This is a genomic window from Streptomyces sp. A0592 (assembly GCF_004795115.1).
Lineage (GTDB): Bacteria > Actinomycetota > Actinomycetes > Streptomycetales > Streptomycetaceae > Streptomyces > Streptomyces erythrochromogenes.
Genome location: NZ_SSBM01000026.1, coordinates 16365 through 37067 on the forward strand (window position 1 = coordinate 16365; position 20703 = coordinate 37067).

At 72.6% G+C, this 20703-nt stretch carries 23 protein-coding genes and 1 pseudogene; 10 read left to right on the forward strand and 14 right to left on the reverse strand.

The window, feature by feature from the left end; genetic code table 11:
* Positions 1-18 precede the first annotated feature (18 nt).
* Entirely contained in the window at positions 19-810 is a 792-nt protein-coding gene (locus E6U81_RS28740) for a hypothetical protein (RefSeq protein ID WP_240804061.1), read from the reverse strand.
* Positions 811-997: 187 nt separating this feature from the next.
* Between E6U81_RS28740 and E6U81_RS28745 the strand changes: the two genes are divergently transcribed.
* The 3 genes from E6U81_RS28745 to E6U81_RS28755 all read left to right on the forward strand — a co-directional run bounded on the left by E6U81_RS28745 (position 998) and on the right by E6U81_RS28755 (position 4154).
* Entirely contained in the window at positions 998-2269 is a 1272-nt protein-coding gene (locus tag E6U81_RS28745) for a CBS domain-containing protein (protein ID WP_136232963.1), read from the forward strand.
* Positions 2270-2444: 175 nt separating this feature from the next.
* Positions 2445-2951, forward strand: a complete 507-nt coding sequence (locus E6U81_RS28750; protein WP_229875009.1) for a DUF1003 domain-containing protein — start codon at positions 2445-2447, stop codon at positions 2949-2951.
* Between the two features lie 42 nt (positions 2952-2993).
* Positions 2994-4154 carry a P-loop NTPase gene (locus E6U81_RS28755; protein WP_206310036.1) on the forward strand — a complete coding sequence of 387 codons (1161 nt, stop codon included), beginning with the start codon at positions 2994-2996 and terminating at the stop codon, positions 4152-4154.
* Between the two features lie 98 nt (positions 4155-4252).
* On the opposite strand, the gene E6U81_RS28760 is transcribed toward E6U81_RS28755, so the two are convergent.
* The 5 genes and pseudogenes from E6U81_RS28760 to sigE form a co-directional block, all read right to left on the reverse strand.
* A complete protein-coding gene (locus tag E6U81_RS28760; RefSeq protein WP_136232964.1) occupies positions 4253-5005 on the reverse strand; it encodes a hypothetical protein in 753 nt (250 codons plus the stop codon).
* A gap of 138 nt (positions 5006-5143) precedes the next feature.
* Positions 5144-5578: a sec-independent translocase gene (locus E6U81_RS28765; protein WP_136232965.1), complete on the reverse strand. Its 435-nt coding sequence runs from the start codon at positions 5576-5578 to the stop codon at positions 5144-5146.
* A gap of 118 nt (positions 5579-5696) precedes the next feature.
* Positions 5697-7067 carry a trypsin-like peptidase domain-containing protein gene (locus E6U81_RS28770; RefSeq protein WP_136232966.1) on the reverse strand — a complete coding sequence of 457 codons (1371 nt, stop codon included), beginning with the start codon at positions 7065-7067 and terminating at the stop codon, positions 5697-5699.
* Positions 7068-7340: 273 nt separating this feature from the next.
* Positions 7341-7790, reverse strand: a pseudogene (locus E6U81_RS28775) (zf-HC2 domain-containing protein); the annotation flags it as partial.
* Positions 7787-8566, reverse strand: coding sequence for an RNA polymerase sigma factor SigE (sigE, locus tag E6U81_RS28780; RefSeq protein ID WP_136232968.1), 780 nt, complete (start codon positions 8564-8566; stop codon positions 7787-7789). The pseudogene E6U81_RS28775 and the gene sigE, both read right to left, overlap by 4 nt.
* A gap of 177 nt (positions 8567-8743) precedes the next feature.
* Here sigE and E6U81_RS28785 point away from each other — a divergent pair, with 177 nt between their 5' ends.
* The gene (locus E6U81_RS28785; protein ID WP_030032218.1) at positions 8744-9406 is read left to right on the forward strand and encodes a class I SAM-dependent methyltransferase; all 663 of its coding nucleotides are present in this window, start codon (positions 8744-8746) and stop codon (positions 9404-9406) included.
* A gap of 68 nt (positions 9407-9474) precedes the next feature.
* Here E6U81_RS28785 and E6U81_RS28790 read toward each other — a convergent pair whose 3' ends face one another.
* Both E6U81_RS28790 and E6U81_RS28795 read right to left on the reverse strand, forming a co-directional pair.
* Positions 9475-10092 carry a hypothetical protein gene (locus E6U81_RS28790; RefSeq protein ID WP_136232969.1) on the reverse strand — a complete coding sequence of 206 codons (618 nt, stop codon included), beginning with the start codon at positions 10090-10092 and terminating at the stop codon, positions 9475-9477.
* A gap of 126 nt (positions 10093-10218) precedes the next feature.
* Positions 10219-10386 (reverse strand): DUF3117 domain-containing protein, encoded by a 168-nt coding sequence (locus tag E6U81_RS28795; RefSeq protein ID WP_003966491.1) that lies wholly within the window; start codon positions 10384-10386, stop codon positions 10219-10221.
* A gap of 333 nt (positions 10387-10719) precedes the next feature.
* On the opposite strand from E6U81_RS28795, the gene E6U81_RS28800 reads away from it, so the two are divergent.
* Positions 10720-11523: an enoyl-CoA hydratase-related protein gene (locus tag E6U81_RS28800; protein ID WP_136232970.1), complete on the forward strand. Its 804-nt coding sequence runs from the start codon at positions 10720-10722 to the stop codon at positions 11521-11523.
* Positions 11524-11548: 25 nt separating this feature from the next.
* Here E6U81_RS28800 and E6U81_RS28805 read toward each other — a convergent pair whose 3' ends face one another.
* Both E6U81_RS28805 and E6U81_RS28810 read right to left on the reverse strand, forming a co-directional pair.
* Positions 11549-12127 carry a DNA-3-methyladenine glycosylase I gene (locus tag E6U81_RS28805; RefSeq protein WP_136232971.1) on the reverse strand — a complete coding sequence of 193 codons (579 nt, stop codon included), beginning with the start codon at positions 12125-12127 and terminating at the stop codon, positions 11549-11551.
* A complete protein-coding gene (locus E6U81_RS28810) occupies positions 12124-12456 on the reverse strand; it encodes a DivIVA domain-containing protein (RefSeq protein WP_136232972.1) in 333 nt (110 codons plus the stop codon). Before E6U81_RS28810 ends, E6U81_RS28805 begins: the two co-directional genes overlap by 4 nt.
* Positions 12457-12532: 76 nt before the next feature.
* Here E6U81_RS28810 and folP point away from each other — a divergent pair, with 76 nt between their 5' ends.
* Complete coding sequence (folP, locus tag E6U81_RS28815; protein WP_136232973.1) at positions 12533-13393, forward strand: dihydropteroate synthase; 861 nt, start codon at positions 12533-12535, stop codon at positions 13391-13393.
* Positions 13394-13609: 216 nt separating this feature from the next.
* Here folP and E6U81_RS28820 read toward each other — a convergent pair whose 3' ends face one another.
* On the reverse strand, positions 13610-14368 hold the full coding sequence (locus E6U81_RS28820) for a TIGR00730 family Rossman fold protein (RefSeq protein ID WP_136232974.1): 759 nt from the start codon (positions 14366-14368) through the stop codon (positions 13610-13612).
* Between the two features lie 64 nt (positions 14369-14432).
* A complete protein-coding gene (gene dapE, locus E6U81_RS28825; protein ID WP_136232975.1) occupies positions 14433-15512 on the reverse strand; it encodes a succinyl-diaminopimelate desuccinylase in 1080 nt (359 codons plus the stop codon).
* Positions 15513-15599: 87 nt separating this feature from the next.
* On the opposite strand from dapE, the gene E6U81_RS28830 reads away from it, so the two are divergent.
* A complete protein-coding gene (locus E6U81_RS28830; RefSeq protein ID WP_240804063.1) occupies positions 15600-16583 on the forward strand; it encodes a hypothetical protein in 984 nt (327 codons plus the stop codon).
* A 245-nt stretch (positions 16584-16828) separates the two neighbouring features.
* Positions 16829-17194: an ATP-binding protein gene (locus E6U81_RS28835; protein ID WP_136232977.1), complete on the forward strand. Its 366-nt coding sequence runs from the start codon at positions 16829-16831 to the stop codon at positions 17192-17194.
* Between the two features lie 67 nt (positions 17195-17261).
* Here the strand turns inward: E6U81_RS28835 and dapC are convergent, their stop codons facing one another.
* Together dapC and fdxA are read right to left on the reverse strand one after the other, a co-directional pair.
* Complete coding sequence (gene dapC, locus E6U81_RS28840) at positions 17262-18356, reverse strand: succinyldiaminopimelate transaminase (protein WP_136232978.1); 1095 nt, start codon at positions 18354-18356, stop codon at positions 17262-17264.
* A 110-nt stretch (positions 18357-18466) separates the two neighbouring features.
* On the reverse strand, positions 18467-18796 hold the full coding sequence (gene fdxA / locus E6U81_RS28845) for a ferredoxin (RefSeq protein ID WP_030027294.1): 330 nt from the start codon (positions 18794-18796) through the stop codon (positions 18467-18469).
* A 117-nt stretch (positions 18797-18913) separates the two neighbouring features.
* On the opposite strand from fdxA, the gene E6U81_RS28850 reads away from it, so the two are divergent.
* Positions 18914-19900 (forward strand): GNAT family N-acetyltransferase, encoded by a 987-nt coding sequence (locus E6U81_RS28850; protein ID WP_136232979.1) that lies wholly within the window; start codon positions 18914-18916, stop codon positions 19898-19900.
* Complete coding sequence (locus tag E6U81_RS28855) at positions 19897-20700, forward strand: transglutaminase-like domain-containing protein (protein ID WP_136232980.1); 804 nt, start codon at positions 19897-19899, stop codon at positions 20698-20700. The genes E6U81_RS28850 and E6U81_RS28855 overlap by 4 nt, the downstream gene beginning before the upstream one ends.
* The last annotated feature ends 3 nt before the right edge of the window (positions 20701-20703 follow it).

Consider the following 20703-nt stretch of genomic DNA (forward strand, 5'->3'; position numbering starts at 1 on the left):
GCAGGCGCCCCCACAACCTTACGGCGAGGTGGGGTTCGCGCCCTGGCCGGAGCCCTTGGAGGGGGCCGGGGCGGACTCGCCGCCCTCCCCCTTGGTCGTCGGCAGCTGGCTGCCGTAGTCGACCGTCTGGTCCTGCGCGGGCGGGTCGAGCTGGAACGGCTTGCCCCACTCGGCGAGTTCCACCCGGCCGGCGCCGCCGGCCCGCTCCATGAGCAGGGGGTACGGGGTCCCCTCCAGGGACACCGAGAGCTTGCCGCCCTTGCCCTCGTCCGCCGTGACCTGGACCGCGCGGGTGTGGCCGACCTTGGTGTAGGAGCCCTTGGCGAGCTTGCCCTCCAGGCCCAGCAGACCGTCCAGCAGGACGTCCATGTCGGTGAAGCCGCGGAACTGCTTGTAGGAGGGGTCGCCCTCGGGCACCTTCACGTACTTGTCGCCGAGCTTGCCGGCCGAGTCGGTCTGGCCCCAGAACGCCGCGCTGGCCTTCAGGTAGAGCTGCTCGCCCACGCGCAGCAGCTGGAAGGTGTCGTCCTTCGACTTCACCTCGCCGGAACCGCCGTCCGACTTCAGCCGCATGTCGACGGTGAAGGCCTTGCCGCCGCTCACGAGGGTTCCGGACAGGTGTACCGATTCGGCTTCGCCCGCGGCCGCTTTCGCCTTCGCCTCGATCTTGTCGGCGGTGAGCTTGCCGACGCCGTTCGTGCCCTCGTCCGGGTCGTCCCCGCAACCCGTACCGGTCACGGCGAGGCCCGCGCACAGCACACCGATGAAGGCGGCTCGGCGCAGCCGCGCGGCGGGGAAGTAGGCGGTCACGAGCAGGTGCCTCTCGTCGTTCGTCTGCGGGCAGCAGGCAGCGTACCCGTCCGTGTGCCGCGGCCCGCGACCGCTCCCCGGGGTCCGTGCGGCCCCGGGCGGACCTCCCCACCAGGACGCTTGGCTGCGGCACGGGCTAGCCTGAGGGGCGGCAGGACTGTCGATTGACGCTCTAGGAGGCGCTCGGATGGCTGCAGGCGCCCCGCGGATCTTCGTCTCGCATCTGTCGGGTGTGCCCGTCTTCGATCCCAACGGCGACCAGGTCGGCCGGGTCCGCGACCTCGTCGCGATGCTGCGGGTCGGCGGCCGCCCGCCGCGGCTGCTGGGCCTGGTGGTCGAGGTGGTCAGCCGGCGCCGGGTCTTCCTGCCGATGACCCGCGTCACCGGAGTCGAGTCCGGGCAGGTCATCACCACCGGTGTCATCAACATGCGGCGCTTCGAGCAGCGCCCCACCGAGCGGCTGGTCCTGGGCGAACTGCTGGACCGGCGGGTGACGCTGGTCGCCAGCGGCGAGGAGGTCACCGTCCTGGACGTGGCCATCCAGCAGCTGCCGGCCCGCCGGGACTGGGAGATCGACCGGATCTTCGTCCGGAAGGGCAAGTCGGGTGCGCTGCGCCGGCGCGGCGAGGCCCTCACGGTGGAGTGGTCGGCCGTGACGGGCTTCTCGCTGGAGGAGCACGGGCAGGGCGCCGAGAACCTGGTCGCCACCTTCGAGCAGATGCGCCCGGCCGACGTGGCGAACGTCCTGCACCACCTGACGCCGAAGCGGCGCGCCGAGGTGGCCAACGCCCTCGACGACGACCGGCTCGCGGACGTGCTGGAGGAGCTGCCCGAGGACGAGCAGGTGGAGATCCTCGGCAAGCTCAAGGAGGAGCGCGCCGCGGACGTCCTGGAGGCGATGGACCCGGACGACGCGGCCGACCTGCTCTCGGAGCTGCCGGAGGACGACAAGGAGCGGCTCCTGACGCTGATGCAGCCGGACGACGCCGCCGACGTGCGCCGCCTGCTGTCCTACGAGGAGAACACCGCCGGCGGTCTGATGACCACCGAGCCGATCGTGCTGCGCCCGGACGCCACGGTCGCGGACGCACTGGCCCGGGTACGGCAGGCGGACCTGTCGCCGGCGCTGGCGGCTCAGGTGTACGTGTGCCGGCCGCCGGACGAGACGCCGACGGGCAAGTACCTGGGCACGGTGCACTTCCAGCGGCTGCTGCGGGACCCTCCGTTCACCCTGGTCAGCTCGATCGTGGACACGGACCTGCCGCCGCTGCGGCCGAACGCCTCGCTGCCCGCGGTGACCACGCACCTGGCGGCCTACAACATGGTCGCGGTGCCGGTGGTCGACGAGAGCGGATCGCTGCTGGGCGCGGTGACCGTGGACGACGTACTGGACCACCTGCTGCCGGACGACTGGCGGGAGACGGAATTCCATTCCGAGGAGGCCGTCGGTGGCCGCTGAGCGAGGGCGCTTCGACCGGGGGCGCGGCGAGCAGGCGCGCGAGCGGCGCCGTGAGCAGATCCGGGAGCGGCGCGAACAGGCCCGTACGCAGGCGCGCGAGCACGGGCTCGCGCCGGAGGCGGCGGAACGTTCGGGCGAGCGCTCGGCGAAGTCGTCGAGCACCGGGTCGAGCGCGCTGACGCGCTCGCGGGTGCGCCTGGACCTGCCGCGCGCGCCGCGCCGCTCGCTGCTGCCCGAGTACGACCCGGAGGCCTTCGGCCGGCTCTCCGAGCGGGTGGCGCGCTTCCTGGGCACCGGCCGGTTCATCGTCTGGATGACCCTGGTCATCATCGTCTGGGTGCTGTGGAACATCTTCGCGCCGGACGATCTGCGGTTCGACCCGTACCCGTTCATCTTCCTGACCCTGATGCTGTCGCTCCAGGCCTCCTACGCGGCCCCGCTGATCCTGCTCGCGCAGAACCGGCAGGACGACCGCGACCGGGTCACCCACGAGCAGGACCGCAAGCAGAACGAGCGCTCCATCGCCGACACGGAGTACCTGACGCGGGAGATCGCGGCGCTGCGCATGGGCCTCGGCGAGGTCGCCACCCGTGACTGGATCAGGTCGGAGTTCCAGGACCTGATCAAGGAGATGGACGAGCGGCGTCTATTCCCGGCCGAACGTGATGAAGGCGACCGCTGAGCGGCTTTCCCGAGGCGTGCTACCGAGCCGTACCATCGGGGCATGGCTACCGACACAAGCTCCGCCGCCGTGCCTGAGCAGGACGCGATCCTGGACGCTCTGGCGACGGTGAACGACCCCGAGATCCACCGGCCGATCACCGAGCTCGGCATGGTCAAATCGGTGGAGATCGGTGGCGGCGGCGCGGTCGCCGTCACGGTCTACCTGACCGTGTCGGGCTGTCCCATGCGCGAGACGATCACCAAGAACGTGACCGAGGCCGTCGAGAAGGTCGCCGGTGTCACCTCCGTGTCGGTGTCGCTGGACGTGATGAGCGACGAGCAGCGCAAGGACCTGGCGGCCACGCTGCGCGGCGGTACCGCCGAGCGCGAGGTGCCCTTCGCCAAGCCGGGCTCGCTGACCCGGGTGTACGCGGTCGCCTCCGGCAAGGGCGGCGTCGGCAAGTCCTCCGTCACAGTGAACCTGGCCGCGGCGATGGCGGCGGACGGCCTGAAGGTCGGCGTGGTCGACGCGGACATCTACGGCCACAGCGTGCCGCGCATGCTGGGCGTGGACGGCCGTCCCACCCAGGTCGAGAACATGATCATGCCGCCGTCGGCGCACGGCGTGAAGGTCATCTCCATCGGCATGTTCACCCCCGGCAACGCCCCGGTGGTGTGGCGCGGGCCCATGCTGCACCGCGCGCTCCAGCAGTTCCTGGCCGACGTGTTCTGGGGCGACCTGGACGTGCTGCTCCTGGACCTGCCGCCGGGCACGGGCGACATCGCGATCTCCGTGGCCCAGCTCGTGCCTAACGCGGAGATCCTGGTCGTCACCACCCCGCAGCAGGCGGCGGCCGAGGTCGCCGAGCGGGCCGGTTCGATCGCCGTGCAGACCCACCAGAAGATCGTCGGCGTCGTCGAGAACATGTCGGGCCTGCCGTGCCCGCACTGCGACGAGATGGTGGACGTCTTCGGCTCGGGCGGCGGCCAGAAGGTCGCCGACGGCCTGACCAAGACGGTCGGCGCGACGGTGCCGGTGCTGGGCTCGATCCCGATCGACGTCCGGCTGCGCGAGGGCGGGGACGAGGGCAAGCCCGTCGTCCTGTCCGACCCGGACTCCCCCGCCGGCGCGGCCCTGCGCTCGATCGCGGGCAAGCTGGGCGGCCGCGCCCGCGGCCTGTCGGGCATGTCCCTGGGCATCACCCCCCGCAACAAGTTCTAAGCCCTCCGGGGTACGGAGAAGGGCACCGCCGGCCGGCGGTGCCCTTCTCCGTACCCCGCGCCCGTACCCGCGCCCGCACCCGTGCCGGGCGCGTACGGCTACTCGTAGGTGCCGAGGTCCGAGATGGCCGAGAAGCCGAGGCCGTAGGCGCTCATGCCGCGGCCGTAGGCGCCCAGGTGGACGCCGGTGCCGGTGGAGCCGGCCAGCACCCAGCCGAATTCCGACTCGCGGTAGTGGAAGGTCGTCGGCTCCCCGTCCACGGGCAGCGACAGCGTGGACCAGTCCTCGCCGTCGAGGTCGTCCGCGAGCTCCCACGCGGCCTCGGTCTGCTGGTCGAGCCAGTCGTTGCGCAGGGCGTGGTCCATCTGTCCGGGCCAGCTGTAGGCCAGCAGCCCGGAGCCGGCCAGCCAGGCGGCCGAGGAGACCGAGGTGGCCTCCAGGACGCCGGTGCCGTCGCTGCTGCGGCGCAGCGGGTTGCTCGCCACGGTGATGACCACCGCGAAGCGTTCCTTCTCGCCGGTGGCGATCTCACCCCGGGCGGACGGCTCGTCGCCGTGGCCGGTGGAGCCGTGCTCCACCGTTCCGTCGGCGGCCGTGCCGACCTGCATGAGCCGGCGGGGGCCGGTGAAGGCCCCGTCCAGCCCGTACCAGGGGAAGTCCGCCGCCAGGAAGCCCTCGGCCGTCCGGCGGGCCGCCGGCACGGGGGCGGCGGCCTCCGGCTGCTGCGCCTCGGCCGGATCGCCGGTATGCGGGCTCGTATGCGGACCTGTATGGGGTTCCTGCGCGGCGTCCGCGGCGGCGGGTGCCTCGGCGGTCTGCGCCCCTACCAGGCTGCTGCTCGTCGTCTCCATGTGGCCGGCCTCTCGTTCCGTGGGGTCCGGAACGGCCCTCCCCCTCGCTGCGCTGGGGGGACCCCCTCCCTCGGGCGTCCCGCGATCCGGACAGATGGAGGATAGCCATCGGACCCCGGATCACCGGGCAGGCTGGGGTCAGGTGGCGTCGGCGTCGAAGCGCACGCGCTGTTCGGAAGCCGGGGCCGCGGGCTTCTTCAGCAGGTCCGGACCGGCGGCGGCACCGGACGGGGCGGCCGGTGCGGGATCGGGCTCCGAATGGTTGACGGCGTCCGAGACGTCGTTCAGCTCCTTGCGGAGATCGAAGCTGGTGCGGATCTCCTTGAGGTCCTCGTTCTCCGAGAGCTGCTTGCGGATGAAGGTCTTCGGATTCAGGTCCTCGAACTCGAAGTCTTTGAAGTCCGGTCCGAGTTCGGACCGGATGTCGTGCTTGGCGCTGTCGGAGAAGGCGCGGACCTTGCGGATGAAGCCCGTCACGTCCTGAATGACCTTCGGAAGCTTGTCCGGGCCGAAGACGAGAATGGCCAGGATCACGATCGTGACGAGTTCGAGTGCGCCTATGTCGTTGAACACCTTGCCGCTCCTCGGCTCTCTGTCACTTCGGGCCCGAACACACGGTACCCGGCCCTGCCCCCGGGCCCCTACACGCGTCCCGGACCGGTGAGGGTTTCACTCCCCGGCCATCCCGTGATCATGATCCGTTCGCCGACCCGAGGACGACGTCCAGCGTGCGCTCCCGGCCGTCGCGCAGCACCGTGAGGGTGAGGGGATCGCCCGGACGGTGGGCCCGGATCTTGATGATCAGCTCGTCGCCGCCGCGGACCCGCTGCCCGTCCACCTTGGTGATCACGTCGCCGGGCTTGATGCCGGCGCGCGCGCCCGGTCCGCCGGCGGTCACGGACGGCTTGCCGTCCTCGCCCTTGTCCCCCACCCGGGCCCCGTCGCCCGTGTAGTCCATGTCGAGGGTGACCCCGATGACGGGGTGCGTGGCGTGGCCCGTGGCGATGAGCTCCTCGGCGACGCGCTTGCCCTGGTTGATGGGGATGGCGAAGCCCAGGCCGATGGAGCCGCCCTGCCGGTCGGGGTCGTCCTTGTCGGCGCCGCGGATCGCGCTGTTGATGCCGACGACGTGCGCCCTGGCGTCCAGGAGGGGGCCGCCGGAGTTCCCGGGGTTGATGGGGGCGTCGGTCTGGAGCGCGTCGACGTAGCTGATGTCGCTGCCGTCGCCCTTGTCGCCGCCTGCGGTGACGGGCCGGCCGGTGGCGCTGATGATGCCCGCGGTGACCGTGTTGGAGAGGTCGAAGGGCGCGCCGATGGCCACGACCGGGTCGCCGACCTTCACGTTCTCGGAGTTGCCCAGGCTGAGCGGCCGCAGCCCGCGCACCCCGCTGACCTTGACCACGGCCAGGTCGTAGCCGGAGTCGCGGCCGACCAGCTCGGCGGTGACGCTCTCGCCGGTGCTGAAGGTGACCGCTATCTCCTTGGCGTCGGCGACCACGTGGTTGTTGGTCAGGATGTGCCCCTGCGGGTCCAGTACGAAGCCGGTGCCCGTGCCGCTGCTCTTCGCGCCCCGCACGTGCAGGGTGACCACCCCGGGCAGCGCCGTGGCCGCGATCCCGGCCACGCTGTCGGGCGCCCGGCCCTTGTCCGCGACGGCCGCCTGGGGCAGTTCCAGCCTGGTGCTGCTCTGCCGCTCGGCAAGTACGCCGACGTAGCCGCCGATGCCGCCGGCGAGCAGCGCCGCGGCGGCGGCGAGGGCCGCCACCTGCCACAGCCGGAAGCCGCGCCGGTCCCGGCCCCGGTCCACGGCCTGGAGGGGCTGTGCACCCCAGGGGTCGTACCGGACCTGGTGGGCCGGCTCGTGGGCCGGCGGCTCCTGGGTGGGGGCCACCTGCCCGGCGGCCCCGTCCCCCTCGGCTGCGTGCCCCTCGGCTCCGCGCTCACCGCCGCCCTCGGGGGTCTCGGGGCGCGGGGCGGGAACCCCGTCACGACGGCTGTCGGCCGTGCCCTCGGGCCGGCTCCACCACTGTGGAGCCGGGTCGGTCTGCTGCCTGTCGGCCATCGGCGCTCCCCGCGTACCTGTGCGCATGTCCGGCCGATTCAACCAGGTCCCCGGTCAGCGCAGCAGGGAGACCGGGCGGGCGGAGCCCGGCGGGGAGGGCTGGGGTGGCGGCAGCGGGCTCGCCACGGCCGTCAGGAGGCTCGGTACGGCCGCAGGAGTGGGGAGCCGGTCACGGACCGCCGCGTCGGCCACGGGCAGGGCAGGGCCGGGCCTGGAGGCGGGCGCCGGGGAATCTCCCCGGCCGTTCGGCTCCGTGCCCTCCAGTGGCAGGGTGCCGCCCAGCGCGAGGGCGGCCAGCGACACCGCACCGGCGGCGACGAAGGCGAACCGGCGGCGCGGACGGCCCACCTCGTGGATGCGGAAGCCCTCCTGCTGCGGCCGCGCGGCGGCCGCCACGGGCAGCCCGTACGCGAAGGCCTCGAAGGGGTCCGGTTCGGCGGCGCCGGGTCCCGGTGGGCCCAGGGGGCCCGCCGGGCCGTCGGGACCGCCCCCCGGCAGCCCCTGGAGGCGCGCGAGCAGGCCCGCGGACAGCGGCGGTGGCGCGCTCTCCACGAACATGGTCTTGAGGCGGCGCTGGGCGTCGGCCTCGGCCTTGCACTTGGCGCAGGTCGCCAGGTGGGCCAGGACCCGCTCACGGGCGTCGTGCTTGAGCTCGCCGTCCACCAGTGCGGCAAGCCGGTCGCCCAGATGTTGCTCGGCAGGGGAAGGACTGGCTCCGGTCACTCGGCTCCGCCCTCTCTCCCGGCGTCCGGCGCGCCCGTCCCCACGCCGGCCAGCGCCCGCTGCTCGGCCCGGGCCGAGGGAGACCGGTGCTTGAGCGCCTTGCGCAGGTGCGAACGGCCTCGGTGGATACGGCTGCGGACGGTTCCGAGCTTCACGCCGAGCGTCGCGGCGATCTCCTCGTAGGACAGGCCCTCGATGTCGCACAGCACGACGGCCGCGCGGAACTCGGGGGCGAGGGTGTCCAGCGCCTGCTGCACGTCCGCGTCGAAGTGCGTGTCGTGGAGGACCTGCTGGGGGGACGGCTCACGGCTCGGCAGCCGCTCGGCGGCGTCGTCGGCGAGCGCGTCGAAACGGATCCGCTGCTTGCGGCGGACCATGTCCAGGAACAGGTTCGTGGTGATGCGGTGCAGCCAGCCCTCGAACGTGCCGGGCGTGTACGTGGACAGCGAGCGGAAGACGCGGACGAAGACCTCCTGGGTGAGGTCCTCGGCGTCGTGCTGGTTGCCCGTCAGACGGTAGGCAAGGCGGTAGACCCGCGCGCTGTGCGTGCTGACGATCTCCTCCCACGAGGGAGGGGTCCACGCCTGCGATCCCGCATCTGCGGCAAAGGTCGCGGTGGTTGCGGTGTCTGCGGTGTGGAAGCGGTCAGCAATGTAGGTCACGGATTTCGGCTCACCCGCCGACCAGAAGAGGCGTCTGAACACGCCTCCACGATCCACAGGCGCAGCCGCACCTCCCCTGTCGGCTCTGGTGGTGTCCAGTGGAGTCCCTACCATAGCCACCCCCTCTGTCAGCTCCGGATAAGGGTTTTTGCAGTATCTTTACGCAAGCCTTAGGCCCCGGGGCGGTCCCCGCCGCCGATCTGCCCGGCGCCGTCCTTCTCGTCCCGCCTCCACCCCTCACAACGCCCGGTCCCATCTGCGGGTTCCCGACGTCAACGGATACAGTCACCGTTGCGCCAACTATGGGGACAGGAGAGGGTCATTACCGGCAACCGGCAGACGAGCTGGGCGTTCGCCGACGCGTTTGTCGCCGAGGACGACGCTCTGCGATGGGCCCGCGACCGGTCCAGGGAAGCGGGCCTGCGCTCCGTCTCCCCCGGGACCGGCGCCGCGCTGCGCCTGCTGGCCGCCACCGCGGACGCCAAGGCGGTCGCCGAGATCGGCACCGGAACGGGTGTCTCCGGCATCCACCTCCTGCACGGAATGCGCCCCGACGGGGTGCTGACCACGGTGGATCCCGAGGCGGACCGCCAGGCCTTCGCCCGCCAGGCCTTCCGCGCCGCCGGCTTCGCGGGCAACCGGGCCCGCTTCATCCCCGGCCGCGCCCTCGACGTCCTGCCCCGCCTCGCCGACGGCGGGTACGACCTCGTCTTCTGCGACGGGGACCCGACGGAGTCCCTCGACTACCTCGCTGAATCGTTGCGTCTGCTGCGCCCCGGCGGGCTGGTGTGCTTCGAGGGGGTCTTCTCCGACGGCCGTACGGTCGACTCCGCGGCCCAGCCGGTGGAGGTGCTCCGCGTCCGCGAGCTGCTGCGCAGCGTCCGGGAGAGCCCGGCGCTGGAGGCCGCGCTGCTCCCGGTGGGCGACGGCCTGCTGTGCGCCGTGCGCCGCTGACCCCGTAGGAGTCGCCCCGCAGGCCGGGGGCGGGGCCGGATCGGCGGGCGGGGCCGGGTCGGCCCGGGTCAGCTCAGGAGCGCGAAGGTGAGCGCCGCCGTGCCGCCCAGGGCGGTGCCGGCGAGCAGTTGGGCCGGGGTGTGCGCCCGCAGCGCCAGGCGGGACCAGCCGACGGCGGCGGCGACCGCGGCCGCCGGGAGGACGGCCGGACCGAAGACGAGCAGCAGGATCATCACGCTGCCGCCGGCCACCGACATGTGGATGGATATCTGCCAGCCCACCGTCACCAGCAGGGAAGAGACCAGGCCCACGAGCATCGCGACGACGAGCGCGAAGACGTCCGCCGGGGCGCCCAGCAGGCGCAGCAGCGCGACCCCGGCCAGGACGGAGACCAGGCTCAGTGCCATCGGCACGACCCGCTGGCGCCGCACCCGGATGTGCTGGTCGGTCAGCGCCCCCCGCCTGACCCCGACGGTGATGATGCCGATCGGGACGACGCCGCAGAACAGGGCGGCGAGCAGGCCCCAGCCGAGCCCCGTCCACGACCCGGTGCTGTGCCACCCGACGAGCAGGAGGAGGGCGACCACGAGGTTCGCCGGAGCCAGTGCGTCCGACAGGACGCGGGCCGCCCTCTGGCGCGGGGTGCAGTCGGCGAAGGCCGGCGGCGCGGGCGGGGAGAAGGTCACGTGCGGCTCCGCGGGGATGCTGGGGACGGGGGTCCTCGGACACGACGCAACGCTGCCCCGGCCGCTGGTAGCGGCCGGGGCAGCGCAGGGAATGCGAAAGCAGAAGGTGGAAGTGCTGTCAGCGGGTCAGCCGACGACCTTCTTCAGGGCGTCACCCAGGGCGTCCGCCTCATCGGGGGTCAGCTCGACGACAAGCCGACCGCCGCCCTCGAGCGGTACGCGCATGACGATGCCCCGCCCCTCCTTGGTGACCTCGAGCGGGCCGTCGCCCGTCCGCGGCTTCATGGCCGCCATGCTCGTTCCCCTTCCTGAAACCAGCTCATCGTCAGCCGACGGCCCCGTTCAGGCGCCTAATACCCGGCATCGAACACATTGCTTCCCAGCCATTATCCCGCATGTCAGGACCCGATGACCAACATCACCCGGGAACGCTTGGGCAACGCGCTCGGCCAAAACCACTCATTTCGGGGATCCGCCTGCGATACTTCGCCGCCGCACCTGGGGAACGGCTCCGGCTTTCTTTGACGCACATCACATGTGCGCTCCCGGTCCGGTCCGCCATGCTGACCCTTGCACCGGCCGGTACCGGCCGGTAGCCAAGCCCGCGACGAAGGGGGACCCCCTGCCATGGCCGACAGTGTGCTCTACGAAGTGACCGACGGACTCGCGACCATCACGATCAACCGTCCCGACGCGATGAACGCGATGAACACCGAGGCCAAGGTCGCCCTGCGCGACGCGGTGGTGGCGGCGGCCGGGGACACCGCGGTCCGGGCGGTCCTGCTGACCGCCGCCGGGAACCGGGCCTTCTGCGTGGGCCAGGACCTCAAGGAGCACATCGGCAACCTCGCGGCGGACCGTGAGAGCGGCTCCTCGCTGACCATGAACACCGTCAAGGAGCACTACAACCCGATCGTGCGGGCGCTCACCGAGATGCCCAAGCCCGTGGTGGCCGGCGTCAACGGAGTGGCGGCCGGGGCCGGCTTCGGTTTCGCGCTGGCGGCCGACTTCCGCGTCGTCGCCGACACCGCCTCCTTCAACACCTCGTTCGCCGGCGTGGCCCTCACCGCCGACTCCGGGGTCTCGTGGACCCTGCCCCGCCTGATCGGCGCCTCCCGCGCCTCGGACCTGCTGCTCTTCCCCCGTTCGGTCAAGGCGCAGGAGGCGTACGAGCTCGGCATCGTCAACCGCCTGGTGCCCTCGGACTCCCTGCACGCCGAGGCCGAGGCCGTGGCCCGCGCGCTGGCCGCGGGCCCGACGGTCGCCTACGCCGCGCTGAAGGAGTCCCTCGCCTACGGGGCCTCCCACACGCTGGCGGACTCCCTGGTCCACGAGGACGTGCTGCAGACCCGCGCGGGGGCCTCCGAGGACCACTCCATCGCCGTCCAGGCCTTCCTGGCGAAGCAGCCGCCGAAGTACCTCGGCCGCTGAGCCGCGGGGACGTGCGCGGCCCGACTCAGGCCGGGTCGCGCAGGGCGCAGGCGGCCAGGTGGTCGTTGACCAGCCCGCACGCCTGCATCAGGGCGTAGGCGGTGGTCGGGCCGACGAAGCGGATGCCCGCCTTCTTGAGGGCCTTGGCCAGGGCGGTGGACTCCGGGGTGACCGCCGGGACCTCGGTGACCGTGCGCGGGGCGGGGCCGGGCTCCTCGGGGGCGTGGGACCAGATCAGGGCGTCCAGCTCGCCGGCCTCCCAGCCGGCGAGGACCTTCGCGTTGGCCAGGGTCGCCTCGATCTTGGCCCGGTTGCGGATGATCCCCTCGTCGGCCAGCAGCCGCTCCGCGTCCGCCGTCCCGAACTCCGCGACCGCCGCGACGGAGAAGTTCGAGAAGGCCTTCCGGAAGCCCTCACGGCGGCGCAGGATCGTCAGCCAGGACAGCCCGGACTGGAAGGCCTCCAGGCACAGCCGCTCGTAGAGGGCGTCGTCGCCGTGGACCGGACGGCCCCATTCGGAGTCGTGGTAGGCGATGTAGTCCTCGGTGGACAGGGCCCACGGGCACCGCAGCAGCCCGTCCGGGCCCGCGAGCGGTCCGCTCACCGCTCACCGCCCTTGCTGAGGTCCACCCGGCCGGGCGCGTCCGCGGGGGCCGTCAGCTGCGCGATCCGCGCGTCCCGCTCGGCGAGTTCCGCGGCGAGCCGCTCCAGTACGTCGTCCACCTCGGCCATCCGGTAGCCGCGCGGCGCGACCGGCAGCCGCAGCGCGTCGATGTCCTCCCGCACCACGGGCCGGCTCTCCGGCAGTCCGTCCGCCACCCGGTCCGGCTCCGCTTCCGGCAGGACGGCCTCCGAGCCGCCGCCGATCACGGCGAGGGTGACCGCTGCCACGACCACGACCAGCGCGATCATCAAGAAGAAGAACACGATCAACTCCCCTGAGAGACTCCGGCCACCAGGTTAAGGTCGCTGGCGAGGCGCGAGGGCCGCCGAAGGAGGAAAGAGCAGGATGCTGCGACTGGGCAGGCGCGAGTTCGACACCCACGAGCCGGTGATCATGGCCATCGTGAACCGGACTCCGGACTCCTTCTACGACCAGGGCGCGACGTTCCGCGACGAGCCCGCGCTGGACCGGGTCGAGCAGGCCGTCGCCGAGGGCGCCGCGATCATCGACATCGGCGGGGTCAAGGCGGGCCCGGGCGAGCACGTGGACGCGGGCGAGGAGGCGCGGCGGACGGTCGGTTTCGTGGCCGAGGTGCGGCGCCGCCACCCGGACGTGGTGATCAGCGTGGACACCTGGCGGCACGAGGTCGGCGAGGCCGTGTGCGAGGCCGGGGCGGACCTGCTGAACGACGCGTGGGGCGGCGTGGACCCCAAGCTGGCCGAGGTCGCGGCGCGCTACGGCGTCGGCCTGGTCTGCACGCACGCCGGCGGGGTCGAGCCGCGCACCCGGCCGCACCGGATCGCGTACGAGGACGTGATGGAGGACATCCTGCGGGTCACGGTCGGGCTCGCCGAACGCGCCGCGGCCCTCGGCGTCCGCCGGGACGCGATCATGATCGACCCGGGGCACGACTTCGGGAAGAACACCCGCCACTCGCTGGAGGCGACCCGTCGGCTGGAGGAGATGACGGCGACCGGCTGGCCGGTCCTGGTCTCCCTGTCGAACAAGGACTTCGTCGGCGAGACCCTCGACAAGCCGGTCAAGGAGCGGCTGCTGGGCACCCTGGCCACCACGGCCGTCTCGGCCTGGCTGGGCGCCCAGGTCTACCGCGTCCACGAGGTCGCGGAGACCCGGCAGATCCTGGACATGGTCCGCTCCATCCAGGGCCACCGGCCGCCCGCGGTCGCCCGCCGCGGCCTGGCCTGAGACCCGACGGCCGGAGGCCGGCGCAGCCGCCCGAAGCCGGTGAGGCGCCCGGCGCCGAATCCGCGCGAGAGCGGCGTCGGGAAGGAGACATGGTCCGCTCCATCCAGGGCCACCGGCCGCCCGCGGTCGCCCGCCGCGGCCTGGCCTGAGACCCGACGGCCGGAGGCCGGCGCAGTCCGGTCCCGCGGGCCGGCTCCGGCCGGCCCGCGGAGGGTCCTACTTCCCGACTTCCTTCGTCACCAGGGCGATCGCCTCGTCCACGTCGTCGGTGACGTGGAAGAGGTAGAGGTCCTTCTCCGAGGCCTTGCCCTGGGCGATCACCGTGCCCCGCAGCCAGTCGACGAGCCCGCTCCAGTACTCCGTGCCGAACAGCACGATGGGGAAGCGGGTGATCTTCTGGGTCTGGACCAGGGTCAGCGCCTCGAACAGCTCGTCCAGCGTGCCGAGGCCTCCGGGCAGCACGACGAAGCCCTGGCTGTACTTCACGAACATCGTCTTGCGGACGAAGAAGTACCGGAAGTTCAGACCGAGATCGACGTGCTGGTTCAGCCCCTGCTCGAAGGGGAGCTCGATGCCGAGGCCGACCGAGATCCCGTTCGCCTCGCGGGCGCCCTTGTTGGCCGCCTCCATCGCTCCCGGACCGCCACCGGTGATCACCGCGAACCCGGCATCGACCAGCGCGCCGCCGATCCGCACGCCCGCCTCGTACTCGGGCGAGCCGGCCGGGGTGCGGGCCGAGCCGAACACGCTGATCGCGGGCGGCAGCTCGGCCAGCGTGCCGAAGCCCTCGATGAACTCCGACTGGATGCGCAGGACCCGCCAGGGATCGGTGTGCACCCACTCGGAGGGCCCGGCGGAGTCCAGCAGCCGCTGGTCCGTCGTACTGCCCGCCTGCACCTGGCTGCGCCGCCTCAGCACCGGCCCGAGCTGCTGCTCCTCGGGCCGACGACGAGCGTTGCCTTCGGGGTTGCCCATGATGTGCTCCCTCCTGCTGATCGTTGGATCAGGGTAGGCGCACAAAGGTGACGAGAAGCGGAATTCAGGAGGTCAGCCAGGCGCGGAGTCGTTCCTCGCAGTGCAGGACCGCCTTCGTCTCCACCCGCTCGTCCACCTTGTGGGCCAGCAGGGCGTCGCCCGGTCCGTAGTTCACCGCCGGAACACCCAGCGCACTGAAGCGGGCGACGTCGGTCCAGCCGAACTTCGGCATCGCCCGGCCGCCGACCGCCTCCATGAACGCGGCCGCGGCCGGGTGGGACAGGCCGGGGAGGGCGCCGCCGGAGTAGTCGTCGATCACGAACTCGTCGACACCGCAGTCCGCGAAGACCTCCCGGACGTGGGCGATCGCGTCGTCCATGCTGCGGTCCGGGGCGAAGCGGAAGTTGACCGTCACGGTGCAGGCGTCGGGGATGACGTTGTTGGCGACGCCGCCCTCGATGCGGACCGCGTTGAGGCCCTCGTGATACTCCAGGCCGTCGATGACGGGCTTGCGGGCCTCGTACGCCGCGAGCCGGGCGAGGATCGGGCTCGCCGCGTGGATGGCGTTGGAGCCCATCCAGCTGCGGGCGGAGTGGGCACGCTCGCCGGACGTGCGCAGCAGGACGCGCAGCGTGCCCTGGCAGCCGCCCTCGACCTCGGCGTTCGAGGGCTCCAGCAGGACCGCGAAGTCACCCGTGAGCCAGTCGGGGTGGGCGCCTGCGACCTTGCCGAGGCCGTTGAGATCGGCCGCGACCTCCTCCTGGTCGTAGAAGACGAAGGTGAGGTCGCGGTTGGGCTCGGGCACGGTCGCGGCGATGCGCAGCTGCACGGCGACGCCGGACTTCATGTCGGTGGTGCCGCAGCCCCACAGAACGTCGTTCTCGTCGAGGCGCGAGGGGACGTTGTCGGCGATCGGCACGGTGTCGAGGTGGCCGGCGAGTACGACGCGCTCGGCGCGGCCGAGGCTCGTACGGGCGACGACGTTGTTGCCGAAGCGGTCCACGGTGAGGTGGGGCAGGCCGCGCAGCGCGTGTTCCACGAGGTCGGCGAGTACCTTCTCGTCGCCGCTCACGGAAGGGATGTCGACGAGCCGGGCGGTCAGCTCGGCGGCGTCCAGGGTGAGGTCCAGCTCGGATTCGGACATGGAACTGACCCTAACGCCCCGGGGTGTGGCGAAGCGTCCCTCGTCCGGCCGGTGGACGCGCCATATGCCTCAAGTACGGTGGGCCGCGTGTCCGAGATCCGTGAACCCCGTCCTCGCCGCCGCAGGCTGCTGCGTGTGGTCGTCGGCCTGCTCGTTCTCCTTTCGGTGATCGGGTACTTCGCCGTTCAGCGCGCCTCGGTCGGCGGTGGCGCGCCCTTCTGCGTCGCCAGTGCGGATGCGTCCGGCCGTGACGGAGAGTCCGAAAAGTACGAGATGTCTCCGGAGCAGGCGGCGAACGCGGCGACGATAGCCGCCGTCGGCATCGCCAAGGGGCTGCCCGAGCGGGCCGTCACCATCGCCCTGGCGACCGCCATGCAGGAGTCCGCCCTGCGCAACCTCGACCACGGCGACCGGGACTCGCTGGGCCTCTTCCAGCAGCGGCCGTCGATGGGCTGGGGCACGCCGGAGCAGATCACGGACCCGGTCTACTCGGCCGCGATCTTCTACGACCACCTCGTCGACGTGCCGGGGTACTCGCGGCTGCCGCTGACGGTGGCCGCGCAGAAGGTGCAGCGCAGCGGTTACCCGCAGGCCTACGCCAAGCACGAGCCGGACGCGACCGTGCTGACCGCCGCCTTCGGCGGCGGCGGCCGGCTGGACTGCGGCGGGCCGGCGCCCACGCAGCCGGGCGACCCGGAGAAGGTGCGGGAGGGCCTGGTGCGGATCTTCGGCAAGGACGGGATGCACACCTTCGGCCCGCAGGGCGGCCAGGGCGGCCAGGCCGGCCGCAACGGCGGCGGGGGCAGGGCGGTCGAGGAGCCCGAGATCACGATGGTGGAGAAGCGGGACGCGGGCGAGGCCGCGGTCCGCCGCAGCCGGGCGATGGCCCACTGGGCGGTGGCCAACTCCCGTGAGATGGGCATCGCCAGGGTCTCCTACGACCTGCGCGGCTGGGTCGCGGGCCAGGACCGCGGCCGGTGGCAGGACAAGGGGGACGCCGGCGCGAAGAACGGCGACGGCGACCCCTACGGTGCGGCCCCCGGCGAGGTGCGGATCTTCATGGCCCGCTGATCCGCGCGGGTCAGCGGGAAGCGCCCGGCAGCGCGTGCGAATGATCACTCCTGCGGGGGTGATCACCACCGCGCCCCACACTCCGGGAAATGACGGAAACCCCTGGTCGGCGCGCATCCAATGCTCTTGTCGCGGAAGCCGATTAAACGATGCGTTACCGATCCTTTACCCGGCGGCGCCGCAACTCCACCCGCCCCACGAGCGGTTAGTCAGGCCGTACTCAGCCGCTACCGCTTAGGAGCATCATGTCCCTCCCCCTGACCCGTCGGATCGCCCGTGCCGCGCTGCTCGTCGCAGCCGGGGCAGCGCCCGTGGTCGGTGCGGCCGGCGCGGCCAACGCCGCCGGTCTGGAGTCCGTGCCGCAGCTGGGCGCACTCACCGCCACGGACGCCCCCGCGGCGACCGCCGAGACGGCCACGGGAACGGCCACCGACGCCCTCGGCAACGCGGGCGCCGCCACCAAGTCCCTGCCGGCGCCCGCCTCCGACCTGGCCGGCCAGGCGGGCGGTCTGCTCGGCGGTCTGCCCACCGCGCAGGACCTGCCGGTCTCCGCACTGCCCGTGGGCGGTGTCCTGCCGGCGGGGCTGCCCGGCGGCGCGCTGCAGGGCTGACGCCCGGGGAACACCGAGGGGGCCGGGAGTTTCGCACTCCCGGCCCCCTCGGGCTGTCACGGGCCGGTCAGCCGAGGCGCTTGACCGCCGCCTCCACGCGCTCGTCGGTGGCGGTGAACGCCACGCGCACGAAGCGGGCTCCCGCCTCGCCGTAGAAGTCGCCCGGCGCGACCAGGATGCCCAGGTCCGCGAGGTGGGCGACGGTGTCCCAGCAGGGCTCGTCCCGGGTCACCCACAGGTAGAGGCTCGCCTCGCTGTGCTCGACGCGGAAGCCGTGCGCCTCCAGGGCCGCGCGGAGCGCCGCACGGCGGGCCGCGTAGCGCTCGCGCTGCTCCGCCACGTGCCGGTCGTCGCCGAGCGCCGCCACCGTCGCCGCCTGCACCGGGGCGGGGGTCATCATGCCGCCGTGCTTGCGGATCTCCAGCAGCTCGCCCAGCACGTCCGCGTCACCGGCGATGAAGGCCGCCCGGTAACCCGCCAGGTTGGAGCGCTTGGAGAGGGAGTGGACCGCGACGATGCCCTCGTAGGAGCCGCCGCACACGTCGTCGTGGAGGACGGAGACGGGCTCGGCCTCCCAGCCCAGCTCCAGGTAGCACTCGTCGCTGAAGAGCAGGATCCCGTGCTCCCGGGCCCAGGCCACGATCCGCACGAGCTCGTCCTTGCCGAGGACCTTGCCGGTGGGGTTGGAGGGGGAGTTGAGCCACAGCAGCTTCACGCCGGCCGGGTCGAGGTCGGCCGGGTCGTCGTAGACCACGGCCTCCGCTCCGCACAGCCGCGCGCCGACCTCGTACGTCGGGTAGGCGAGGCGCGGGTAGGCGACCTTGTCGCCGGCGCCGAGCCCGAGCTGGGTCGGCAGCCAGGCCACCAGCTCCTTCGAGCCCACGACCGGCAGGACGTTGCGGTGCCCGGCGGCGCTCGCGCCCAGCCGGCCGCGCAGCCAGCCCGTGATGGCGTCGCGCAGGGCCTCGGTGCCCCACACCGTCGGGTAGCCCGGGGAGTCGGCGGCTTCGATCAGGGCCTGCCTGATCAGCTGCGGGACCGGGTCCACGGGCGTGCCGACGGACAGGTCGACGATGCCGTCCGGGTGGGCCCCCGCCGTCTTCTTGTACGGCTCCAGCTTGTCCCAGGGGAAGGCGGGAAGACGGTCGGATACTGCGGCCACGGTGGTCTCTGCTCTCTCTCGGTACTGGCTGGTAGCGGGGTCGGAAAACACCGCGGTCCCGTGCGGCGGGGAGGCCGTACGGGACCGGGGGGCGCTTCTGCCGTGAAAGGTCAGTGCTCGCCGTTGATGCCGGCGGGCAGCCCCGCGACGAAGGGGTGGTCGCGCTCGATCAGGCCCAGCTTGGAGGCACCACCGGGCGAACCGAGCTCGTCGAAGAACTCGACGTTCGCCTTGTAGTAGTCCTTCCACTCTTCCGGAGTGTCGTCCTCGTAGAAGATGGCCTCGACCGGGCAGACCGGCTCACACGCACCACAGTCGACGCACTCGTCCGGGTGGATGTACAGGGACCGCTGGCCCTCGTAGATGCAGTCGACGGGGCACTCTTCGATGCATGCCTTGTCCTTGACGTCGACACAAGGCTCCGCGATGACGTAGGTCACGCTCTCGTTCCTCCTCGGTAGGGCTTTCCATATCGCGCGGGAGCGCGGCGTCGTCGATGCCCGCACCTAGTATCTCCGTTCCCGGGCACGATCCGAACAGGAGGGGCGGACAGAGCTGTGGAAATCACTGCCGGAGGGCTGCTGGAGGTCCGAATCACCCCGGCTGACGTGGGTAAACGTGTCTCTGTACGACGGGTGGAGACCGGACTGAGCGGATCACCCGAGTTCGCGGACACGGTCGGTGTTCTCACATCCTGGGACCAGGGTGTGCTGCTGATCACAAAGAAGAACGGCCAGTCCGTCCGCATCCCGGAATCCTCGCTGGTGGCAGGCAAGGTCGTGCCCGCGGCGCCGGCCCGTCGGCGGGGTCCGGCGGCCTCCTTCGAGGAGCTGACGAGGGTCTCCGCGCGGGCCTGGCAGCCGCTGGAGAGCGAGCGGCTGGGCGGGTGGACGCTGCGGGCGGCCGCCGGGTTCACCCGGCGGGCCAACTCCGCACTGCCGACCGGCGACCCGGGCATACCCCTCGACGATGCACTCGCGCGAGTGACCTCCTGGTATGCGGAACGAGGACTTCCGGCCTATGTGCAGGCCGCCACCGGGGCCGCCGGAACGCAGGAACTGCTCTGTGCGGAGCTGGAGCGCCGGGGCTGGGTGTCCGAGGTGTCGGCGGACGTGCGGATCGGGGCGCTGGCCCCGGTGGGCGACGTGGACGCGCCCGCGAGCGGGTCCGTGACCCTGACCCGTGTCCCGGACGAGGAGTGGCTCGGGCGCTACGGGCGGGTCAGCGACCCGGACGTGGCCCGGCGGGTCCTGGTGGAGGGGCCGTCGGTGTGGTTCGCCTCGCTGCCCGGCGGCCGGGCGATCGGGCGGTGCGTGGTGGACGGCCGGTGGGCCGGTTTCGCGGCGGTGGCGGTCGATCCGGAACACCGGCGCGAGGGGCTCGCGACGGCGGTGATGGCCGCCCTGGCGCGGCGCGCGCTGGAGGAGGGCGCCTCGGCGGCGTGGCTGCAGGTCGAGACGGACAATCCGGGGGCACTGGAGCTGTACGACGGGCTGGGCTTCGCGACGCACCACACGTACCACCACTTCCGGGCGGCCCCGTGAGCGCGCAGGAGCGGCAGGAGCGGCGGGAGCAGTTCGCGGCGGAGGCCCGGGCGGAGCGGCCCGATCTGGCGCTGATGTGCCTGCTGCTGGCGGCGGAGGCCGACCCGGAGCTGGACGAACGCGCCATGGACTGGGCGCAGATCGAACTGGACCGGCTGGCCGGGATGCTGCCGTACGGTCTGCGGGGCGGGCCGGCGTGGGCCTCGGCGGTGACGGAACTGCTGGGCGGGCGCCTCGGTTTCCACGGCACCCCGGCGGACTACGAGCGGCTGCCGTCCTCGCTGCTGCACGAGGTGCTGCGGCGCCGGCGCGGCCTGCCGATCCTGCTGTCGGTGGTGTGGCTGGAGGTCGCCCGGCGGGCGGGCGCGCCCGTGTACGGACTGGGGCTGCCGGGGCACTTCGTGGTGGGCTTCGGCGACCCGGAGGAGGGCGTGGTGGTCGACCCGTTCGCGGGCGGCGCCTCCCTGGGCACCGGACCGGCGGAACTGGCCACGGGGCCCCGTACGCCGGCCAGGACGCTGGACATCGTGCTGCGGATCCTGACCAATATCCGGGCCTGGGCCTCGACCCGCCCGGAGCAGTCCGGCGTGGCCCTGTGGGCGCTGGAGCTGTCGCTGCTGCTGCCCTCGCATCCGGCGTCGCTGCGCTACGAGCGGGCGCGGCTGCTGGTGGAGCGGGGCTCCTTCCGGGAGGGCGCGGCCGAGCTGGACGCGTACGCCGAGGTGGTGTCGGCCGTGGACACCGACGCGGCGGCCCGCATCCGCGCCGAGGCCGTCTCGGCGCGCGCCCTCCTGAACTGACCG

What these genes read in the sequence shown, in the direction of transcription:
- E6U81_RS28745 (WP_136232963.1), top strand. Translation starts at nt 998, where the DNA reads ATGGCTGCAGGCGCCCCGCGGATCTTCGTCTCGCATCTGTCGGGTGTG.
- E6U81_RS28755 (WP_206310036.1), top strand. Translation starts at nt 2,994, where the DNA reads ATGGCTACCGACACAAGCTCCGCCGCCGTGCCTGAGCAGGACGCGATC.
- E6U81_RS28760 (WP_136232964.1), bottom strand. Translation starts at nt 5,005, where the DNA reads ATGGAGACGACGAGCAGCAGCCTGGTAGGGGCGCAGACCGCCGAGGCA.
- E6U81_RS28770 (WP_136232966.1), bottom strand. Translation starts at nt 7,067, where the DNA reads ATGGCCGACAGGCAGCAGACCGACCCGGCTCCACAGTGGTGGAGCCGG.
- sigE (WP_136232968.1), bottom strand. Translation starts at nt 8,566, where the DNA reads ATGGTAGGGACTCCACTGGACACCACCAGAGCCGACAGGGGAGGTGCG.
- E6U81_RS28795 (WP_003966491.1), bottom strand. Translation starts at nt 10,386, where the DNA reads ATGGCGGCCATGAAGCCGCGGACGGGCGACGGCCCGCTCGAGGTCACC.
- E6U81_RS28800 (WP_136232970.1), top strand. Translation starts at nt 10,720, where the DNA reads ATGGCCGACAGTGTGCTCTACGAAGTGACCGACGGACTCGCGACCATC.
- folP (WP_136232973.1), top strand. Translation starts at nt 12,533, where the DNA reads ATGCTGCGACTGGGCAGGCGCGAGTTCGACACCCACGAGCCGGTGATC.
- E6U81_RS28820 (WP_136232974.1), bottom strand. Translation starts at nt 14,368, where the DNA reads ATGGGCAACCCCGAAGGCAACGCTCGTCGTCGGCCCGAGGAGCAGCAG.
- dapE (WP_136232975.1), bottom strand. Translation starts at nt 15,512, where the DNA reads ATGTCCGAATCCGAGCTGGACCTCACCCTGGACGCCGCCGAGCTGACC.
- E6U81_RS28835 (WP_136232977.1), top strand. Translation starts at nt 16,829, where the DNA reads ATGTCCCTCCCCCTGACCCGTCGGATCGCCCGTGCCGCGCTGCTCGTC.